At 60.1% G+C, this 19,057-nt stretch carries 14 protein-coding genes; 6 read left to right on the forward strand and 8 right to left on the reverse strand.

All coding sequences use genetic code 11. The annotated features are described in order from the left end of the window. Positions 1-191 precede the first annotated feature (191 nt). Positions 192-959: a DODA-type extradiol aromatic ring-opening family dioxygenase gene (locus tag ACWNZ1_RS01890; RefSeq protein WP_256452397.1), complete on the reverse strand. Its 768-nt coding sequence runs from the start codon at positions 957-959 to the stop codon at positions 192-194. A gap of 103 nt (positions 960-1,062) precedes the next feature. Here ACWNZ1_RS01890 and ACWNZ1_RS01895 point away from each other — a divergent pair, with 103 nt between their 5' ends. Next, positions 1,063-1,719 (forward strand): thiopurine S-methyltransferase, encoded by a 657-nt coding sequence (locus ACWNZ1_RS01895; protein WP_456027316.1) that lies wholly within the window; start codon positions 1,063-1,065, stop codon positions 1,717-1,719. Between the two features lie 56 nt (positions 1,720-1,775). Here the strand turns inward: ACWNZ1_RS01895 and htpX are convergent, their stop codons facing one another. Beyond that, positions 1,776-2,663, reverse strand: coding sequence for a protease HtpX (gene htpX, locus ACWNZ1_RS01900; RefSeq protein WP_135844426.1), 888 nt, complete (start codon positions 2,661-2,663; stop codon positions 1,776-1,778). A gap of 302 nt (positions 2,664-2,965) precedes the next feature. Continuing rightward, positions 2,966-4,177: a pyridoxal phosphate-dependent aminotransferase gene (locus tag ACWNZ1_RS01905; RefSeq protein WP_025212629.1), complete on the reverse strand. Its 1,212-nt coding sequence runs from the start codon at positions 4,175-4,177 to the stop codon at positions 2,966-2,968. Between the two features lie 220 nt (positions 4,178-4,397). On the opposite strand from ACWNZ1_RS01905, the gene msrB reads away from it, so the two are divergent. From msrB to ACWNZ1_RS01920, 3 genes are all read left to right on the forward strand, one after another. Next, a complete protein-coding gene (gene msrB, locus ACWNZ1_RS01910; protein ID WP_135844427.1) occupies positions 4,398-4,793 on the forward strand; it encodes a peptide-methionine (R)-S-oxide reductase MsrB in 396 nt (131 codons plus the stop codon). 151 nt (positions 4,794-4,944) lie between these two features. Continuing rightward, a complete protein-coding gene (locus ACWNZ1_RS01915; protein ID WP_135844428.1) occupies positions 4,945-5,430 on the forward strand; it encodes a glutathione peroxidase in 486 nt (161 codons plus the stop codon). After that, entirely contained in the window at positions 5,427-5,888 is a 462-nt protein-coding gene (locus ACWNZ1_RS01920) for a MarR family winged helix-turn-helix transcriptional regulator (RefSeq protein ID WP_135844429.1), read from the forward strand. The genes ACWNZ1_RS01915 and ACWNZ1_RS01920 overlap by 4 nt, the downstream gene beginning before the upstream one ends. Here the strand turns inward: ACWNZ1_RS01920 and ACWNZ1_RS01925 are convergent. Beyond that, positions 5,872-8,193, reverse strand: coding sequence for a hybrid sensor histidine kinase/response regulator (locus tag ACWNZ1_RS01925; protein WP_135844430.1), 2,322 nt, complete (start codon positions 8,191-8,193; stop codon positions 5,872-5,874). The two genes, ACWNZ1_RS01920 and ACWNZ1_RS01925, sit on opposite strands and share 17 nt — an antisense overlap. Positions 8,194-8,356: 163 nt before the next feature. Between ACWNZ1_RS01925 and ACWNZ1_RS01930 the strand changes: the two genes are divergently transcribed. Together ACWNZ1_RS01930 and ACWNZ1_RS01935 are read left to right on the forward strand one after the other, a co-directional pair. Further along, complete coding sequence (locus tag ACWNZ1_RS01930) at positions 8,357-9,247, forward strand: ATP-binding protein (protein WP_135844431.1); 891 nt, start codon at positions 8,357-8,359, stop codon at positions 9,245-9,247. Beyond that, positions 9,244-9,726, forward strand: coding sequence for a GAF domain-containing protein (locus ACWNZ1_RS01935; protein WP_135844432.1), 483 nt, complete (start codon positions 9,244-9,246; stop codon positions 9,724-9,726). Before ACWNZ1_RS01930 ends, ACWNZ1_RS01935 begins: the two co-directional genes overlap by 4 nt. A 117-nt stretch (positions 9,727-9,843) precedes the next feature. Here ACWNZ1_RS01935 and ACWNZ1_RS01940 read toward each other — a convergent pair whose 3' ends face one another. The 4 genes from ACWNZ1_RS01940 to ACWNZ1_RS01955 form a co-directional block, all read right to left on the reverse strand. Then, positions 9,844-12,792, reverse strand: coding sequence for an HD domain-containing phosphohydrolase (locus tag ACWNZ1_RS01940; protein WP_256452399.1), 2,949 nt, complete (start codon positions 12,790-12,792; stop codon positions 9,844-9,846). Positions 12,793-12,908: 116 nt separating this feature from the next. Next, positions 12,909-16,529: a transporter substrate-binding domain-containing protein gene (locus tag ACWNZ1_RS01945; protein ID WP_256452400.1), complete on the reverse strand. Its 3,621-nt coding sequence runs from the start codon at positions 16,527-16,529 to the stop codon at positions 12,909-12,911. An 11-nt stretch (positions 16,530-16,540) separates the two neighbouring features. Beyond that, on the reverse strand, positions 16,541-17,167 hold the full coding sequence (locus ACWNZ1_RS01950; protein ID WP_014337291.1) for a response regulator transcription factor: 627 nt from the start codon (positions 17,165-17,167) through the stop codon (positions 16,541-16,543). A 427-nt stretch (positions 17,168-17,594) separates the two neighbouring features. Further along, positions 17,595-18,923: a deoxyguanosinetriphosphate triphosphohydrolase gene (locus ACWNZ1_RS01955; RefSeq protein ID WP_135844435.1), complete on the reverse strand. Its 1,329-nt coding sequence runs from the start codon at positions 18,921-18,923 to the stop codon at positions 17,595-17,597. Between the last annotated feature and the right edge of the window lie 134 nt (positions 18,924-19,057).

Genomic DNA, 19,057 nt, shown 5'->3' on the forward strand with positions numbered 1-19,057 from the left:
AACATAAAAAATCCCCGACTGGTTCGGGGATTTTTTTGCCTGTCGTTTGGGTTTCTTCAGGTTGACTGGCGTTGCCTCATTCGTGAGCAAGCCGGCTCCCACACCGGACTGCGGTGCGCACAGAGGCAATGTTCACCACAATCACCTGTGGGAGCGGGCTTGCTCGCGAATGCAGCGACTCGGTCTATCTGTCAGTCAAACCGATAGATATCCATCCCCAACGTCCCCATCGTGAACCCCGTATGGGCAACACTGAATTTCCCACCCGCACCCCGGGCGAAATACAGCGGCAACAGATGCTCGTCACTGGGGTGGCTGCGCACGGCGTTCGGCGCCTGGCGCCGGTAATCATGCAGCGTGGCCTCATCGTTGGCCGCCAGTTGCTCCACCATCCAGTCACGAAAGGCTTTCGCCCAGGGCTCGATGCTTTCAGGGCCGGCGTTCCAGTCCAGGTCGCGCAAGTTGTGGGTGATGCTGCCAGAGCCGATCAGCAGGACGCCCTGCTGGCGCAGGCTCGCCAGGGCATGGCCGACTTGCGTCTGCAATGCCGGTCCCTGGCGGCTGGGCAGGGAGATCTGCACCACCGGGATGTCGGCCTCCGGATACATCAAGGACAGTGGCACCCAGACGCCGTGATCGGACGGCCGTTGAGGGTCGAGGCGTGTCGGCAGGTGCGCGGCGTTGAGCAGGTCTGCTACTTGCGCCGCCAGCTGCGGGTCGCCCGGCGCGGGGTACTGCACCTCGTACAACGCCGCTGGGAAGCCGCCGAAGTCGTGCCAGGTGGGTGGTTGCGGGTTCGCGCTGACCAACAGTTCACTGCTTTCCCAGTGGGCGGACACGATGACGATGGCGCTGGGGCGGGGCAGTTGAGCGGCCAGGCGAGCCAGCGCCGGGCCACTGTCGCCGGGTTCCAGGGCCAACATAGGTGAACCATGGGAGATAAACAGGCTGGGCAGCATGAACAGGCTCCTGAGCGTTAAGATGTTGTCATCTTCCGCCAGGTCAATGATCTAAATCTAATATAAGTTTTAGCCCGTTTTGATCGAATTTTTGGAGCGAATCATGGAGCCTGAGTTTTGGCACAAGCGCTGGTCATCGAACCAGATTGGCTTTCATTTGCCGGAGGTGAACCCCTATCTGCAACGTTTCTGGTCGCAACTGGGGGTAGAGCAGGGCAGTCGGGTGCTGGTGCCCCTGTGCGGGAAAACGCTCGACCTTTTGTGGCTCGCCCAGCAGGGGTATTCGGTACTGGGGGTGGAGCTGTCGGAAAAAGCCGCCGCGGATTTCTTCCTTGAGCATCAGCTTGAGCCGAGCGTGAGTGAAGAGGGCGCGTTCAAGGTGTTTCGTGCCGGGGATATCGAAATCCGTTGCGGTGATTTTTTTGCCTTGGGTGCTGCGGATGTGGCCGATTGCGCGGCGTTGTATGACCGTGCTGCGTTGATCGCCTTGCCTGGGGCGATGCGGGAGCGGTATGCGGCCCATTTGCAGAAGATCTTGCCGGAGTGCGTTGGGTTGTTGATTACCCTGGATTACAACCAGGATGAAATGCCCGGCCCGCCTTTCTCCGTAGGGGATGATGAAGTGCAACGGTTGCTGGGTGGGGGCTGGCGGCTGGAGGTCTTGCAGGAGCAGGATGTGCTGGGGGAAAGCTGGAAGTTCTTGCAGGCTGGGGTGAAGAGGCTGGAGGAGCGGGTGTATCGGGTCTCCAGGCGCACCTAAACCAGCAGACAAAAAAAGCCCGCATCTCTGCGGGCTTCCTATGATGCTCGAACCTGTCAGCCGCGACGACGCAGTGCGTCGATACGCTCTTCCAGGGGCGGGTGGCTCATGAACATGCGTGCCAGGCCCTGCTTGATGCCACCGTTGATGCCAAAGGCATTCAAGGTATCGGGCATGTGAACAGGCAAACCCTGCTCGGCACGCAGGCGTTGCAGTGCGCCGATCATGGCGCTGGTGCCAGCCAGGCGTGCGCCGGCTTCGTCGGCGCGGAACTCGCGTTTGCGCGAGAACCACATGACGATGGCGCTGGCGAGGATGCCCAGTACCAGTTCGGCAAAAATGGTTGCCACGTAGTAGGCGATACCCTGGCCTTCTTCATTCTTGAAGATCACCTTGTCGACGAAATTGCCGATGATGCGGGCAAAGAACATCACGAAGGTGTTCACCACGCCCTGGATCAACGCCAAGGTCACCATGTCGCCGTTGGCAACGTGGCCGATCTCGTGGGCCAGCACGGCCTTGACTTCATCGCGTGAAAACCGCTCGAGCAAACCCTGGCTGACCGCGACCAATGCGTCATTCTTGTTCCAGCCGGTGGCAAAGGCGTTAGCCTCGTAGGCCGGGAAAATCCCGACTTCCGGCATCTTGATACCGGCTTCGCGAGACAACTGCTCGACGGTTTGCAGCAGCCATTGTTCGTGGTGAGTGCGCGGCTGGCTGATGATCTGGGTGCTGGTGCTCATCTTCGCCATCCACTTGGAGATGAACAGCGAGAACAGGGAACCGGCGAAACCGAACACCGCACAGAAGATCAGCAGCTGATTGAGGTTGAGGTCAACCCCGTTGGCCGCCATGAACCCGTTGAAGCCAAAAAGGCTCAAGGTGATGCTGGCAATCAGCACGACCGCCAGGTTAGTGGCCAAAAACAGCAGGATGCGCATCATGGTGGTGGAAATCTCCTCATGCTAAAGATGTAGCGTTATGCGGGGTATATAAGGTGCTGCCGCAGGCTATTCAACTCGCCGACTATTTCAAACTGTGTCCTACAGACGTCCCAAATGATTGAAAGACTTTTCTGAAAGTGTCCGGGGAAAAGAAATATGGCGCCGATCTCCCGTGAACGTTGGGCCGGGAGGCCCGCTAGCTGCTCAGCCCCTAGTGTAGAAGGCTTGCCGGAACCGGCGCAGCGGATATGTTGCTGAATCAAACAGCGTGCGAGGCGAGGGCTCCTCGCACGCGGTCCGGCTTATTGGCGGTAGGACTTGAGGAAGTTGCCGATCCGGCCGATGGCCTGGTCGAGGTCATCGACCCGCGGCAGGGTCACGACGCGGAAGTGATCCGGCCACGGCCAGTTGAACGCGGTGCCCTGGACCACCAGCAGCTTCTCGGACAGCAGCAGGTCGAGGACGAATTTTTCATCGTTGTGGATCGGGCAGACCTTCGGGTCGATCCGTGGGAAGGCATACAGCGCCCCCATCGGCTTGACGCAGCTGACGCCGGGAATGTCGTTGAGCAGTTCCCAGGTACGATTGCGTTGTTCCAACAGACGGCCCTGGGGCAGGACTAGGTCGTTGATGCTCTGGTAGCCGCCTAGCGCTGTCTGGATCGCGTGCTGGCTCGGCACGTTGGCACACAGGCGCATGTTGGCCAGCATGTCGATGCCTTCGATATAGCTCTGGGCGTGATGCTTGGGGCCGGTAATGACGATCCAACCGGAGCGGAAGCCCGCGACCCGATAGGATTTGGACAGGCCGTTGAAGGTCAGGCACAGCAGGTCCGGCGCCAGGGAGGCGGTGCAGATGTGCACGGCATCGTCGTAGAGGATCTTGTCGTAGATCTCGTCGGAAAACACCACCAGGTTGTGCTGGCGGGCCAATTCCAGCATGCCCAGCAGCACTTCCCTGGAATACACCGCGCCGGTCGGGTTGTTCGGGTTGATGATCACCAGCGCCTTGGTATTGGGCGTGATCTTGGCCTTGATGTCCGCCAGGTCAGGGAACCAGTTGGCCTGCTCGTCGCACAGGTAATGCACCGGGTTGCCGCCGGACAGGCTCACGGCGGCGGTCCACAATGGATAATCCGGCGCCGGCACCAGCACTTCATCGCCGTTGTTGAGCAGGGCCTGCATCGACATCACGATCAGCTCGGATACGCCGTTGCCCAGGTAGATGTCTTCGATGCCGACACCTTCGACCTGCTTCTGCTGGTAGTACTGCATCACGGCCTTGCGGGCGCTGAACAGGCCCTTGGAGTCGCTGTAGCCCTGGGCGGTCGGCAGGTTGCGGATGACGTCCTGGAGAATTTCATCGGGCGCTTCGAAACCAAAGGGTGCCGGGTTGCCGATGTTCAGCTTGAGGATGCGATGGCCTTCCTCTTCCAGGCGTTTGGCGTGCTTGAGCACCGGGCCGCGAATGTCGTAGCAGACGTTGGCGAGCTTGTTCGATTTGCTGACCTGCATGGCGATGTGTTCCCGAAAATGAACGATCCAGGCGGCGTATGAACTACCGTACTGGGGATCCTGCGTCTGTGCCCAGGCCTGACGCGGTACATGCGTCACAATCCGTTTGAATGCGCATGACGTGACTGCCAGACTGGCGCCTGACGAGGCGCAATCATACGTGCCGCCCGATCTGCGGAAAAGCGTCGGATCGGGCTTTTTCAATTGCCGAGGTAGGACGATGGAAAAGTTGCAGAAAACCCTTGAAGAATGGCGCGCCATGCTCGACCCGGAGCAGTACAACGTCTGTCGGCTGAAGGGCACCGAACGGCCATTCTCCGGTAAATACAACGACACCAAGACCGACGGCGTGTACCACTGCATCTGCTGCAACGAGCCGCTGTTCGATTCGCGGACCAAATTCGATTCCGGCTGTGGCTGGCCGAGTTTCTACGCGCCGATCGAAGGCAGTGCGGTGGTGGAAGTGCGCGATGTCAGCCACGGCATGATCCGCACCGAAGTGGTCTGCGCCCAATGCGACGCCCACTTGGGCCATGTTTTCCCCGATGGACCGCCGCCTACCGGCCTGCGCTACTGCATCAACTCGGTGTGCCTGGATCTCGTGCCCCGCGATTGAGTCCTGTGGCGAGGGGATAAATCCCCTCGCCACAGGTTGTGTTCGTCTAAGGATCATCGGTGCAATTGCTGCGGCTTCGAGCAATTAAATTGCACACAATTGAATCGTTCGCTATCTTCAGCGTCCTCTTCTTTCCATCTGGAGCCTTGCCATGAGCGACAACCTGCTGAGCATCCCCTGCACCACCATCAAAGGTGAGCAAAAGACCCTCGCCGATTTCGCCGGCAAGGCTGTGCTGGTCGTCAACACCGCCAGCCAGTGCGGCTTTACTCCGCAATACAAGGGGCTTGAGGCGCTGTGGCAGACCTACAAGGACCAGGGCCTGGTGGTGCTGGGCTTTCCCTGCAACCAGTTCGGCAAGCAGGAGCCGGGCAACGAAGGGGCGATTTCCGAGTTCTGCGAATTGAACTTCGGCGTGAGTTTCCCGCTGTTCAAGAAAATCGAGGTCAACGGGGCCAACGCCCATCCCCTGTTTGTCCAGCTCAAGCAGCGTGCGCCCGGCGTACTGGGGTCCAAGGGGATCAAGTGGAATTTCACCAAGTTCCTGATCGGCAAGGACGGTCAGGTGGTCAAGCGTTTTGCCCCGACCACCAAACCCCAGGAGCTGACCGGTGAGATCGAAGCGCTGCTCAAATGAATGATATGTCAGTCGATTCGCTGAAGCTCGACAACCAGTTGTGCTTCAAGCTGTACGCTGCATCCCGGGCGGTGATCCGTGGCTACAAGCCGATGTTGGATCAGCTTGGCCTGACCTATCCGCAATACCTGGCAATGCTGGTGCTGTGGGAGTGGCAGGAAAGCGCCCCGCAGCAACCTACGGTCAAGGCCCTGGGGGAGCGGTTGTCGCTGGATTCCGGCACGTTGACGCCGCTGCTCAAGCGCCTGGAACAACTGGACCTCGTCCAGCGTCAGCGTTCGGCCCACGACGAGCGGGAGGTGCATTTGAGTCTGTCCCAGGCAGGTCGGGCCTTGCGTGAGCAGGTTGGCCCGCTCAAGGCGCGCCTGTTGTGCGACAGCGGGATTGATCTGGACCGTCTGGGGAGTTTGCGAGACGGTCTCGATCATCTGCTGGGACAGATCAAAGCGCTGACGTAGTGGGTATCCACTGGTCCAGCAGCGCCGCCAGTTCTTCTCGGCGGAATGGCTTGGACAAGTAATCACTCATGCCGGCAACCCGGCAGCGCTCGCGTTCCTCGGGCATGGCGTTGGCCGTCAGCGCGACTATCGGCAGATCCGACCAACGCCCGCTGCGACGAATCTGCCGGCTGGCTTCGTAGCCGTCCATCACTGGCATGTTGCAGTCCATCAACACCAGGTCGAAAACCCGCTGTTCGAGCTGATCCAGGGCCTCGACGCCGTGGGCCGCGACCGTGACTTCGCAGCCCAGTTTTAACAGCATGCCCTTGGCCACCAGTTGGTTGACTGGATTGTCCTCCACCAGCAACACCCGACCGCGCTTGGACGGTGCCAGGGCTTCGATCTGTGCGTCATTGATGGTGGTCGCCTCGCTTTGCAGGGCGCGCCGCAAAATCTGATACAGCGCATGGCGCGCCAGCGGCCGAGCCTGTTGTATCAGGGGGACGAGGGCGGCGGCTTCTTCGCCGGGCATGAAACTGCCGTAAGCGGTTACCAGCAGGATCGGGGCGTCGAAGGTTGGCCGCAGTTGGAACAGGCATTCCGGGCAATCAGTGATCAGGACATCAGGCTTGAGCCCCAGCAGGCTGTCATCCACGGAGCGTCGTGAGTAATCCAGCCCCCAGCCTGGCAGCAACATGCCCAGTAACTCGGCCAGGCCGCTGCTACCGGCGGTAATGGCGACGACGTTGCCGTGCAGGGATTCAATGGGGGGCGCAGGGGTATGGCAGGGCAGGGGCAGGTCTGCGCAGAATTGACTGCCAAAACCGGCTTCGGAACTGATCGTCAACCGACCCTGCATGGCTTCGCAGAGGTTGTAGGTCAGTGCCAGACCCAGCCCGGTGCCACCAAACTGGCGGGTAATACCGGCGCCGGCCTGGGTGAACGGCTGCAAGATTTTCGCTTGATCCTCCTGGGGAATACCAATGCCCGTATCACAGACCTCAATGCGCACGCCGCCTTCGTAGTGGCTCAATTTCACATCGACCCGGCCGAAGCGCGTGAACTTCAGGGCGTTGGACAACAGGTTGCTGACGATCTGGCGCACCCGGGTCGGATCGCCCAGTACCTGCGCCGGGAACCGCGGGTCGATCAGGCAGGCCAGCTCGACACTGGGCGCGGCGTTCTGGGAAAGCAGGTTGGCGGTGTCCTCCACCAGCGAGCCGAGGTCGAACGGGATGCGTTCGAGTTCCAGTTGACCGGCGTCGAATTTCGACAGGTCGAGAATGTCGTTGAGCAGTTCGACCAAGACCTTGCCCGAGTCATGGGCAATCGATAGCTGCTGCTGTTGTTCAGCGGTCAGGGGGCCATCCAGGGACAGTGCGATCATCCCCAGCAAACCGTTGAGTGGCGTGCGGATCTCATGGCTCATGTTGGCCAGGAACGCAGAGCGGGCTTCGGCCATGTCCAGGGCCGTGCGTCGGGCCACCTCCAGTTCTTCGTTGGATTGGCTGAGGCGGGCGTTGATTGCCTTGAGTTCGGCGGTGCGTGCCGAGACGATGTTTTCCAGTTGCGCCAGGTATTCGGTGAGACGATTTTCGGCCGTGCGCCGCTGCTGGATTTCGGTGGTGATATTTTCGAACTGCTGGTTGGCGACCGACACCAGTACACCGATTTCATCGGACTGGTGGCCGGAAGGGCACTCCAGGCGGTTCTGTTCACTGCTGCTCGGGTCGCGACTGCTCAACTCGCGGATGACCCGTACCAGCGGTTTGGTCAGCATCACGTAGAACAGCGCCAGCAGAATACCGGTCAGGATCAGGCTGCGGGCAAAGCCGTTGAGCAACGTGACCTCGGCGCGCCGCAGGAAGCGGCTGCCGAACGCGTAGGTGTCGACCTCCAGTCGCAGCACACCGAGGGATTCGGCGGGCAGGTGGTCCAGGTAGAGGCGGTCCTCGAACTGACGCTGGGCGCCGAACAACGAATCGCTGATGAACCGGTAACTGCTTTGCAGTTCGGGCCGTTTGACGCTGGCCAGTACGGTATTGTTGTTGTCGATCAGCTCGGCACCGATGATCGCCGGTGAGCGCAGCAGGCCCATGGACAGCTCCTGGGCGAGTTCGGCGTCAATGTTGTAGGCGATGCGCGAGGCCGGGTTGTGGCTGATTTCCAGCAACGAGAGGATTTCACGGTTGATCGAAGCGTCTTCGCTGGCATAATCGATGCCGATCTGCATCAGGCTGAGCAACGTGCCCAGCACGAAACCCACCAGGACGGTCAGTCTGGCCTGTTTATAGGACAGCCGTTGGGTGAATCTGATGTCCATTGAGTGATGAACCACTTACGTTTCCCTTCGCCGGTCAAGCATAGCTGATCATCTCTGAATACCGGAGTAACCGGTTTGTGTCGTGTGGGGTAGACCCGCCATTGAATACGGCGTTTCGTTGCCGTTGCGCCATCATTACTGTGAACCTGCCCGAGGAGAAGACGTGGACTCGCGATTGAATGCTTTTCTTGAGCGTGCCGATGCGGTGCTGGCCCGGATCGAGCCGCTGTTGCCTGCTCCCCGGCCCAACATTGATTGGACCCAGACCCTGGCCGCCCGCTGGCAACGTGACGGGCGCAGCGGCTACCTGCTGCCGCTTCAGGTCAGCCTCGACATGCGCCTGTCGGACCTGATCGGCGTCGACCGCCAAGTTGAACAGTTGGGTCGCAATACCCGGCAGTTCATCGATGGCATGCCCGCCAACCATGCCTTGCTTTGGGGCTCGCGTGGCACTGGCAAGTCGTCCCTGGTGCGCGCCTTGCTGGCCGAGCATGCCCAGGATGGCCTGCGGTTGATCGAGATCGAGCGCGATCACCTGGCCGATCTGCCCCGGGTGGTCGAGCAGGTGGCAAAACTGCCGCAGCGCTTCGTGTTGTTCTGCGACGACTTGTCGTTCGAGTCTGGCGAAGGCGATTACCGCGTGCTTAAAAGCGTGTTGGACGGTTCCCTCGAGCAGGCGCCGGACAACGTGCTGTTGTATGCCACGTCCAACCGCCGACACCTGGTGCCGGAAAAGGAAAGCGACAACGAGAACTGGAAACGTGTGGACGGTGAACTTCACCCCAGCGAAGCGGTGGAGGACAAGATCGCGTTGTCCGACCGGTTCGGGTTGTGGTTGTCGTTTTATCCGTTTACCCAGGAGCATTTCCTCAACGTGGTAGAGCACTGGATCGGCGAGCTGGCGGCCAAGGCCGGGCTGGCCTGGCAGCGCGACGAAGCGCTGGACGTGCTGGCGGTGCGCTGGGCCACCGGTCGTGGCAACCGCAACGGACGTTGCGCTTATCAGTTTGCCCGTTATTGGGTGGGCCTGAAACTGCTGGAGCACAAGGCATGATCGATTTGAAAAACACCGGCGAAGGCCTCGACGGCTACCGCTTGTTATCGGCACAGCTTGAGTCCTTGCTGGCGGATGAGCGTGATTTCATCGCCAACGCCGCGCAGTTCTCGGCCTTCCTGTTCAGTCAGCTGGACGACCTGAACTGGGCCGGTTTTTACCTCAATCGAAACGAAGAACTGGTGCTGGGACCCTTCCAGGGCCAGATCGCCTGCGTGCGGATTCCCTTCGGACGCGGTGTGTGCGGCACGGCTGCGGCAACCGGCCAGACCCAGCGCGTCGAAGACGTCCATGCCTTCGCCGGCCACATCGCCTGCGACAGCGCGTCGAACAGCGAGTTGGTGGTACCGCTGGTCAAGGACGGGCGCCTGATTGGCGTGCTCGACCTGGACAGTCCGAAACTGGCGCGTTTTACCGAACATGATCAGGTCGGTATTGAAGCATTGGCCACGATTTTCCTGCGCTTGACTGATTGTTGACCGGCTTTGTGCAGGAGCTGGTGCAGCCTGCGATCCTTTGATCTTTCGCTTGAGATTCAAGCGTCAGGGGAAAGATCGCAGCCTCGCTTCGCTCGGCAGCGCCTACAGGGATAGCTTTCATGCCTTCAGCCCCGCCTTGACCAGCAGGCTTTGCGGGTCGACGTCGTCGATCTGGTGCGGGTCGAGAAACTGGTTGGCGTAGTCGAGGTAGATCTGCTCTTCGATGAACAATTCGAACAGTTCGGGATCGATGTGGGCGTCACGGCACATGGTGGCCATGATGCCCAAGGCTTCGCTGAGTTTCTTGGCTTTCTTGTAGGGACGGTCGGCCGCCGTCAGCGCTTCGAAAATATCTGCAATGGCCATCATGCGTGCCGGCAGGCTCATCTCCTCGCGTTTGAGTCGCTTGGGGTACCCGCTGCCGTCCATCTTCTCGTGATGACCGCCGGCAATCTCCGCCACGTTGTCCAGATGACTGGGGAAGGGCAACTGACTGAGCATCAGGATGGTTTGCACCATGTGATGATTGATGACGTAGCGCTCTTCACGGGTCAGCGTGCCCCGCGTAATGCTCAGGTTGTAGAGCTCGCCGCGATTGTACTTCCACGGCGGCACGTCGAGCTGGAAGCCCCATGGGTTATCCGCCGGGATCAGTTCGGCGTCGTTGCGCTCCACCAGGTGCTCGGGCTTGTCCGCCAACAGCGGCTCGGTGACCGGCAGGGTTGGCTTGGGTGTGCGCGCCTGGCGCCGGTTCTCTTCCCAGGACACCCCCAGGCGATCATCGAGGGTCCGGGTCCACGGGTGCTGGGCGATGTGTTGCAGGCGTTGCAGGTCGGCGTCGGCCATGGCTTCGGAGCCCAGATTGCAGTGGGCGACAAAGGCGAAATCGCTATCGAGGCTGGCCAATGTCGCGTCGCGCCGCTGCGCCAGGGCTGACGGCTCGCCACCCGTCGCCACGGCTTGCCAGTAATCGACCCAGGCGTCGCGCTTGAGCACCTCGAAGCGGGTGCGGATTTCGTGGATCCGGTCGTTCAGGGTTTCCAGTTTGGTGGCTTTGTCCACCACGTACTCCGGCGTGGTGACCTTGCCACAATCGTGCAGCCAGGCGGCGATGTGCAGCGCTTCCCATTCATCTTCCGTCGGCCGGTAGGCCTGGAACGCCGGTGCCTGGCTGGCGGCGGCGGCCTGGGCGAGCATCAGTGTCAGGGCCGGCACCCGTTGGCAATGGCCGCCGGTGTAGGGGCTCTTGGCATCGATCGCACCCGCCAGCAGTTGGATGAATGAGTCCAGCAATTGTTTTTGCCTGGCTTGCAGGCGCTGGCCTTCGATGCTCACGGTGGCGGTGCCGGACACGGCCTGCAGGAAGGCGATGCGGTCCGGTTGCAGTTTTTCCAGGTCGGCTTCGGTGCCACTGTCGCTGATCAGCAGCACCAATAGGCCGACGGTTTCCTGATGACGGTTGCGCAGGTGGATACCGATCAGGTGAACCCGCGGAGAGTTCAGGGCCAGCAGGACGCTGCGCAGGTCGCCAGCTTGCTCGAAGCCCAGTGAGGTCACGAGGTTTTCCGCGGCGGTCAATTGCTGGAGCCATGGCGGGCTGCCGGCTGCGTTGAGCGTGTACCCTTGCAGCTCGAAAGCCCCAAGGTCACGAGGGGTTCCGTCGATCACCAACCCGTAGGGCTTGACCCGATCCTCGTCGTTTTCCCGCAGGTAGATCAGGCCGGCCTGGGCCTGGCCGATTTTCACGGTCTCGAACAGCACTCGCTCCAGTAACGGGGCGAAGCGGGTTTCGGCGCGCAAGCTGGCGGTAATTTCAAAGAAGCTAGCCAAGGTGTCTTTCATGCGCGCCATCGAGACGCTCAACTGATCGACCTCCAGCACTGGCGAGCGACGCGACACCGGGTAGTTGAAATCAAAGCTGCGAATCGCATCGGCCTCCTGCACCAGTTCACGCAGGGGCTTGACCAGGATTCTGGAGGTCAGCCAACCCAGGGGCAGGCACAGCAGCAAGGTGGTGAGGGTGACAAGCGCGCCTTGCCAGCGCATGCGATAGGCGTCGGCCAGCAACTCGTCTTCAGGGACCAGTAATGCCAGCTCCAGGCCCTGCGGCCCGCCTTCCTGCATGTGGCTGCGAGAGACGATCCACTGGCGTCCGGCCGCCGTCAGGCGGGGGGTGTCAATGTTGTTGTCGAGCGCGGCGGCGATGGCCGGGCTGAGGTCGCGGGCCTTGGTCAGGCGTACCGGCTCGGTATCGGCAATCAGCCGGTCGCTGTCGGGATAGCCCACGGCATTGCCTTGGGGATCGAGCAAGACGATCTCGGTGCCAGCGGTCACTTTGTGCTTGGCCAGGGTCTGGGACAGGGCGGCCAGGGTCAGGTCGGCACCGATGACTGCTTGTTCGCCGCTGCGCCGGGCCAGCGTGGTGCCGATATGGCGGGTGGAAAAAAATGCATAGGGTTCGGTGGTGATCTGGCCTGTGTTGTCCAGAGCGCTGCGAAACCAGCCGCGACTGCGCGGATCGTAGGTTTCGTCGGCGATGTCCTGGCGAGCGATGAGCACCAGGGCCTCGTCGTAAAACAATGACTGGGAGCGAACCTGGCCTCCGTTGTTCGCCCGCTCTATGGTCCAGATCTGGTAAGCCGCGTTGGCCGGTGCCTTCAGGGTGGTTTTCAGGGCCGCGGTGCGCAGTGGCCGGACCATCAGGAAGTCGCCGTTGCTGTCGCCCAGGTACAGCGACGCCAGGTTCGGGTTGTCCCGCAGCGCCTGGCTGAAGGGCACGATCAAGGCCAGGCGTTGAGTCATTTGGGGCGCGCGTGTCGCCGGGTAGTCGGCCAGCAGGCCCAACAGATGACGGATCGGTTCGTAGGTGTCGTACAAATCCAGGCGCACATCCTGTTCAATGCGGTTGAACAGTTTTTCGCTGCTGGACAGGATAATTTGCGTGGTTTGTTGGTAATTGAAAATGCCCAGCACCACGCCGGTCAGCAGCAGAAGTAGCGTGAACATCATGCTGATGTGGACGTGCAGGGGGAACCGACGTTTTTCCGGACGCGGTGCGCTGGGCATTGCAGTCACTCCAAGTGTTAGGGGCGTTCTCAATCAGTTTTCCGGTGCGCTGGGGCAACTGATTGAGAACGCCCCCTGGTACGCACTGCTGAGCGAACAGCATAGTAAACACCGGATTATTTTGCCTTGGCGATCTCTGTTTCCAGGGCGCGCTCCAATTCCGCCATGGCGTGATCGAGGGCCTTGGCGCATTCGATCATTCGCCCTGGCGCCCGTGCTTGATGGCATGCCTGTTCCAGAGCCTCGCACCGTTGAATCAACGAGGTCGCCTGCACAATCCGAGCGACGCCTTTTATTTTGTGCGCCGCTTCGATCAGTGCCTGCCGGTTGCCGCTGCGGGCAACATCGAGCAGTTCCTGGCGGTCCGAGCGGTTGCTGCTGAGCAACTCGGCCAACAGACGCTGGGTGGAGCAAGGGTCGCCACCGGTCAATGCCTGTAGGTTCAGCACACTGAAAACACGGGGCCGGTTGGTGGGTTTGAGCGCCTTCATCCATTGGCTCAGCGCGTTCAGGCTGATCGGTTTGAACAGGCAGTCGTCCATACCGGCGTCCAGACAGCGTTGTTTTTCCTCCGGTTGTGCATTGGCGGTAAACCCCAGGATGGTGCAGGGCTGTCGCTGTTGTTCGGACTCTCGCCGCCGAATCGATCTGGCCAGTTCGTAGCCGCTCATGACGGGCATGTTGCAATCGGCAATGACCAGGTCGAAATGCCCCCCGTGCCAGGCTTCGAGCCCCTGTGCGCCATCGTGGGCGACCTGATAGTGATGACCGAGATATTCCAGTTGCTGTGACATCAACAAGCGATTGGCTGGATGATCGTCCACGACCAGAACGTTCAAAGCGCTCGCAGCCGTTTCGATCACTGGATCAGTGGGCACGTCTGCCGTTGTCGTTGGCAGGACGGTCAGTTGCAGGTCAACCAGGACCTGCGTGCCGACGCCCGGCTGGCTACTCATGTGCAGGCTACCGCCCATCATCTGGCAGAGGTTGCGACTGATTACCAGGCCCAGCCCTGCACCTTTTCGGGCCATCCGACCGGTATTGTCGACCTGGGCAAAGGGTTCGAACAAACGTTGCAGGTCCGTCGGACTGATGCCGATGCCGCTGTCACTGACTTCCAGCTGCATGTGCACGACGTTGTCCTGGACCGTTCGAGACAGGTGGACCTTGACCTGTACCTGTCCCTGTTCGGTAAATTTGAGGGCATTGCTGATCAGGTTCGAGAGCACCTGCTTGAATCGCAATGGGTCCAGCAGTACGTGTGGGTCGCCTTCGGCAGGGTCGAACTGCAATGACAACACCAGGTTTTTCTGCCGGGCCAAACCTTCGAAGACCCGTATGACCGATTGCAGCATGGCCCTGAGGTTGACGCGCTCGGGTGCCAGGCTCAGATGGCCTGATTCGATCCGTGCGATGTCCAGGATGTCGCCTATCAGTTCGAGCATACCGGAGGCCGACTCGTAGGCGACTTCGATGGCCGAGCGGTCCAAATGGCCCTTGTCGGCATGTTTCAAGGCCAGTTCAAGCATGCCGATCACCGCGTTCATGGGGGTGCGGATTTCATGGCTCATGGTCGCCAGGAACGTGCTTTTGGCCCGGTTCGCGTCATCGGCCTGTTTCTTGGACGCACGCAGTTCGTCGAAAAGCTGTCGTCGCTCACTGATGTCGATCCAGCCGCCGATGATGCCTTGCACTTCAGCAGCGCTGTTACGGTAAGGGAGGATCCAGTGATAGATCGTCAGCTGTTTATCACCGATGTGCAGCGGTCGGTCCACGATCAGGGCCGTGCCTTCGGCCATGACACGCTGATAGTCCGCCTGGTACTCCTGCGCTTCGAATGCATTGCTCACGGACCCGGGCATGACGTTTTTGCCGATGACGTCTTCGCGTTTGGCCCCGAACGTTTGCAGGTAGCTGTCGTTGCAGCTTTGCAGGAAGCCGTTGCGATCCCTCACGTAAATGGGGTGAGGGGTGCCGTTGAGCAGCGCGTGCATGAACTCGAGCTGGTCGTTGAGGGCCAGTTCGGCCCGTTGCCGCTGCCTGATCTGGCGCTGCATGTAGGCATTCCATGCCAGCGACAGCAGCAGCAACAGGCCGACGCCTGCAACGATCTGGAAGAACAGGCGGTTATAGGTGCGCCAGGTGTGTTCCGATGCCGAGACGTAACCGCGCCAGCGGTTGTTGATGACCCCCAGGTCGTCGGGGTCGATGCTGATCAAGGCCTTGTCGAGAATGGAATTCAACTCTGGGGCATTTTTCCCGGTGGCCAGCGAGAACATGGCCTGCTGGGTGCCTACCGTGCTGCTGATTTGCAAGGTGTCTCGCTGCAAGTGAGACGAGATGAAGTAGTTGGCCATGACCAGGGAATGCACGCTGCCATCGACCTGGCCCTGGGCGAGGGTTTCAATGGCATGCAAGGGGTCGGTGGTTTCGATGATCTGGATACTCGGATACTGGTTGCGCAGCCATTCGATGATGGGGTTGCCCTTGTTGATCGCCAGGCTTCGGGCTCCGAACTGGTCGAGTGTCGCAGGTGTATCGGATTGCTTGCGGGTCAGTAGGACGAACGAGCTGTCGACATAGGGACGGCTGAATTTCAACTGTTGTTGTCGTTCGCTACTCGGCAGAAGTGCCGCGATCAGGTCGGCTTCACCCTTCAGGACCGCGGCAATCATTTCGTTGTCGTTCTGATACCGCTGGATGTCCAGGCGCAGGCCGGTATGCAGCCGGATCAACTCCAGCAGGTCTGCGCTGATCCCGTGGAAGTCGCCGTCCGAATCAAAAAAAGTGAAGGGGGCCGACGTTTCGTTCACCGCCACCCGAACCACCGGATGCCTGGCCAGCCACCGTTCTTCCCGGTCGGTCAGTTGTATCTTGTGCTCCATGAGAAACAGGTCACTGCCTGCGCTCCAGCGCTTGAAAATGGCCGCTTGCTCGGCGATGGAAATCTGGTTCAGCGTGGCATTGATGACTTCCAGCAGCCGGGGATCATTACGCCGCACCGCGAAGCCGAAGCCGTAGGACTCATGTTTGCCGAAGCTGGCCATGCGGATATTGTTCAGATAACCCTTGTTGATCATGTAATGGGTGGAAATCGTATCGCCGAGAAATACATCGGCCTGGCCGAAGGCGACGGCGTTTATGGCGTTCTGGTAGGAGGGATAGGTGGTGATGAGCGCTTCGGGGTACAGCTTTTCGATTTCCGCTGGCGGCAGGTAGTGATAGACCATGCTTAGCCGCAGGCCCTTGAGGTCTTCAGTCAAGGATCGGCTTTCATTCGCCCGAGTCACCAGAACGGGTTGGTCTACGGCGTACGGCATCGACAGGATGATACCGGGGGTGCGAGCTTCGAAACCGTTGGCGGTCCCCAGCATGTCGATTTGCCCATTCTGGAGCGCAGTGATGGCCGCCTCACGGGAAGCGAAGCGCAGGACCTTCATGGGCAGGCCGCTGGCTTTGGCGATGATGCCGGCGTAGTCGGCGCTCATGCCTTCGTAGTCGCGCCCGCTGGTGGAGAGATCGAAGGGCGGATAGTCCGGCGCGGAGGTTCCCAGAACCAATTCCTGTCGGTCCTCTAGCCAGGCACGGTGGGTGTCATCGAGCCTGACCTCGCTATGGGCCGGGGTCGAGCGTCCCAGAAGCGTGTAGGTCTCGGGCATGCCCGAGGCCGCGGCGAGCGCCCCTGCATATAACCCTGCGCTCAACAGCAAGAGCCATCCCTTTATGCATTTGAGCATCCTGTCCTGTCTCATACCAGCGCGTTGCGCTTCGCCATTTCAATCAGCTCTACCAAAGATTTGACTTTGAGTTTCTGCATGAGCCGTTTTTTGTAGGTGCTGACGGTTTTATTACTTAGAAACATGCCTTTGGCTATTTCTTTGTTGGTGCGGCCCTGGGCAAAAAGTTGCAATACCATCAGTTCCCGATCATTGACGCTCTTGAAAAGATCCAGCTCTATACTGCGCGGGTCATCCGGACGTACCGGATTCAGCGCCTGGCTGGGGAAATAGTTGTAGCCGGACAATACGGCTTTGATCGCGCTGACAAGTTCGCTGAGGTCTTCTTGTTTACATACGTAACCGGAGGCACCGGACTGCATGCATCGGATACCGAAGAGCGTTGGTGATTGTGCCGTTAGCACCAACGTTTTGAGGGGCGTGGTCATGGCATTGAAGCGCGAAAGGATTTCCAGCCCGTCAAGTTTGGGAATGCTGATGTCCAGGATGACCAGGTCGGGCATGCATTCGCGCACCATTTGCATCGCGTCGACGCCGTTGTCAGTTTCCCCTACGACCTTATAGCCCTCATGCTCCAGGAGCATGCGAACGGCGAGGCGGATGACCGGATGATCGTCGACAATGAAAACGGAATTCATGAATAAAGTATCCCTACGAGCTTAAATAAAGCGCGCACCTTAGCCCAGTTAAAGCTGGGGCCGTACGAGGAGAACGGCATGCTTCTTCAGTTTCAGATGTTTCCTACAAAAAAAGAGGCAAGGTACTACGTTGTAATTGGGTTTTTAGTAGGCGGATGAAATAGGAAGGGGGATTTGTCGGCAGTTTGTGAAAGGATGTTTCTTTGAATAAGTTGTTTGTTCAAACAAGTTGTGAAGGGTTTTGTTTATCAGGGCTGGAGTACATCTCATGTGAACTTGCGCGACGAGCCCATTGTGGGAGCGGGCTTGCTCGCGAAGGCGCAGGCTCATTCAGCATTGTCGCAGGCTGAACAACCGCTTTCGCGAGCAAGCCCGCTCCCACAGGTTTTGTGTCAGACACAGAACCCTGTCGCGCCGCCCACGCAGCTCACTGCCGGGTGCGGCCTGTCATCTCCTGGGCCATTTCGCTGGCGTAACTGTCGGTCATCCCGGCGATGAAATCGATCATGCGCAGAAAAGCGCTGTGCAGCGGGCCATTGGGATCGGGGGCGTTGTTGCCCAGCAGATCAAGGATGCGACGATTCTTGAACGAAGGCGTGCGGCCGCCGTGCTGCTCCAGAGCGGCTCCACAAAAGCCGTTGAGCAGGATTTCCAGCGTGGTGTAGGCACCGATCTCGTGCAGGGTCTTGCGCTTGTCCTGGAATATTTTCTTGCGGGCCATGTCCTTGGCATTCAGCACGCAGCGCTTGGCCGGACCATGCATGTGCTCCACCAGGTCGCCCGGCAGCGTGCCGGCCAGCAACGCCTCCTGCTGCTCGACGAATGCCCTCGCGGCGGCGTTGGTCAGGTGCTCGATGGCCTTGCCCCGCAGGATCGCCAGTTTGCGCCGCCGCGAATCCAGTGGCCCCAGTTGACGGTAGGTGTCTGGAAGATCGTCGCCCACCAGGTCCAGGAGCAGCGACTCCACCTGTGGGTATTCCAGAAGATCCATTTCCACGCCGTCTTCCAGGTCGATCAGCGCGTAGCAGATGTCATCGGCGGCTTCCATCAGGTACACCAGCGGATGCCGCGCCCAGCGTTGGTCCTCGATCTGTGGCAGGCCGAGTTTGTGGGCGATCTGCTCCAGCAATGGCAGTTCGCTCTGGTAGCAGCCGAACTTGTGTTTCTTGTAGCCCAGGGAGTCGGCGTGACGGGCGGTCCAAGGGTATTTCAGGTAGGTACCGAGGGTGGCATAGGTCAGCCGGGTGCCGCCGTCGAACTGATGGTATTCAAGTTGTGTCAGGACCCGGAACCCTTGGGCGTTACCTTCGAAATTGAGGAAATCGTTGCGCTCGGCTTCGCTCATGGCGTCAAGCCAACCGCGGCCTGCGGCTTGCTGGAACCAGTAGCGAATAGCGTCTTCGCCGGAATGGCCGAACGGCGGGTTACCAATGTCGTGGGCCAGGCAGGCCGATTGCACCACCATGCCCAGGTCACTGGGTTCGCACCAGTCGGGCAGGGCGCTGCGGATGGTTTCCCCCACGCGCATGCCCAGGGAGCGTCCGACGCAACTGACTTCCAGCGAATGGGTCAGGCGCGTGTGGATGTGGTCGTTGCTGGAGACCGGATGCACCTGCGTCTTGCGCCCGAGGCGACGGAAGGCTCCGGAAAAGATGATGCGGTCGTGGTCTTTGTGAAAAGGGCTACGGCCCAGTTCTTCCGGGCTGTGCAACGTTTTTCCGAGGCGTTCGCGAGTCAGCAGGGTATGCCAATCCAAGGCCGGTTACTCCGTTTGATGAGGACGATGCCCTAGCTTCCCGGTTCCCGGGGCGCCCTGCAAGGGCTATGGGGTCGTGCACAGAGGAGGATGGTCAAGCACAAAACCCTGTGGTGAGGGAGCCTGCTCGCGCC

This window comes from Pseudomonas sp. CFBP 5748, assembly GCF_053850495.1.

What these genes read in the sequence shown, in the direction of transcription:
- ACWNZ1_RS01890 (WP_256452397.1), bottom strand. Translation starts at nt 959, where the DNA reads ATGCTGCCCAGCCTGTTTATCTCCCATGGTTCACCTATGTTGGCCCTG.
- ACWNZ1_RS01895 (WP_456027316.1), top strand. Translation starts at nt 1,063, where the DNA reads ATGGAGCCTGAGTTTTGGCACAAGCGCTGGTCATCGAACCAGATTGGC.
- htpX (WP_135844426.1), bottom strand. Translation starts at nt 2,663, where the DNA reads ATGATGCGCATCCTGCTGTTTTTGGCCACTAACCTGGCGGTCGTGCTG.
- ACWNZ1_RS01905 (WP_025212629.1), bottom strand. Translation starts at nt 4,177, where the DNA reads ATGCAGGTCAGCAAATCGAACAAGCTCGCCAACGTCTGCTACGACATT.
- msrB (WP_135844427.1), top strand. Translation starts at nt 4,398, where the DNA reads ATGGAAAAGTTGCAGAAAACCCTTGAAGAATGGCGCGCCATGCTCGAC.
- ACWNZ1_RS01915 (WP_135844428.1), top strand. Translation starts at nt 4,945, where the DNA reads ATGAGCGACAACCTGCTGAGCATCCCCTGCACCACCATCAAAGGTGAG.
- ACWNZ1_RS01920 (WP_135844429.1), top strand. Translation starts at nt 5,427, where the DNA reads ATGAATGATATGTCAGTCGATTCGCTGAAGCTCGACAACCAGTTGTGC.
- ACWNZ1_RS01925 (WP_135844430.1), bottom strand. Translation starts at nt 8,193, where the DNA reads ATGGACATCAGATTCACCCAACGGCTGTCCTATAAACAGGCCAGACTG.
- ACWNZ1_RS01935 (WP_135844432.1), top strand. Translation starts at nt 9,244, where the DNA reads ATGATCGATTTGAAAAACACCGGCGAAGGCCTCGACGGCTACCGCTTG.
- ACWNZ1_RS01940 (WP_256452399.1), bottom strand. Translation starts at nt 12,792, where the DNA reads ATGCCCAGCGCACCGCGTCCGGAAAAACGTCGGTTCCCCCTGCACGTC.
- ACWNZ1_RS01945 (WP_256452400.1), bottom strand. Translation starts at nt 16,529, where the DNA reads ATGCTCAAATGCATAAAGGGATGGCTCTTGCTGTTGAGCGCAGGGTTA.
- ACWNZ1_RS01950 (WP_014337291.1), bottom strand. Translation starts at nt 17,167, where the DNA reads ATGAATTCCGTTTTCATTGTCGACGATCATCCGGTCATCCGCCTCGCC.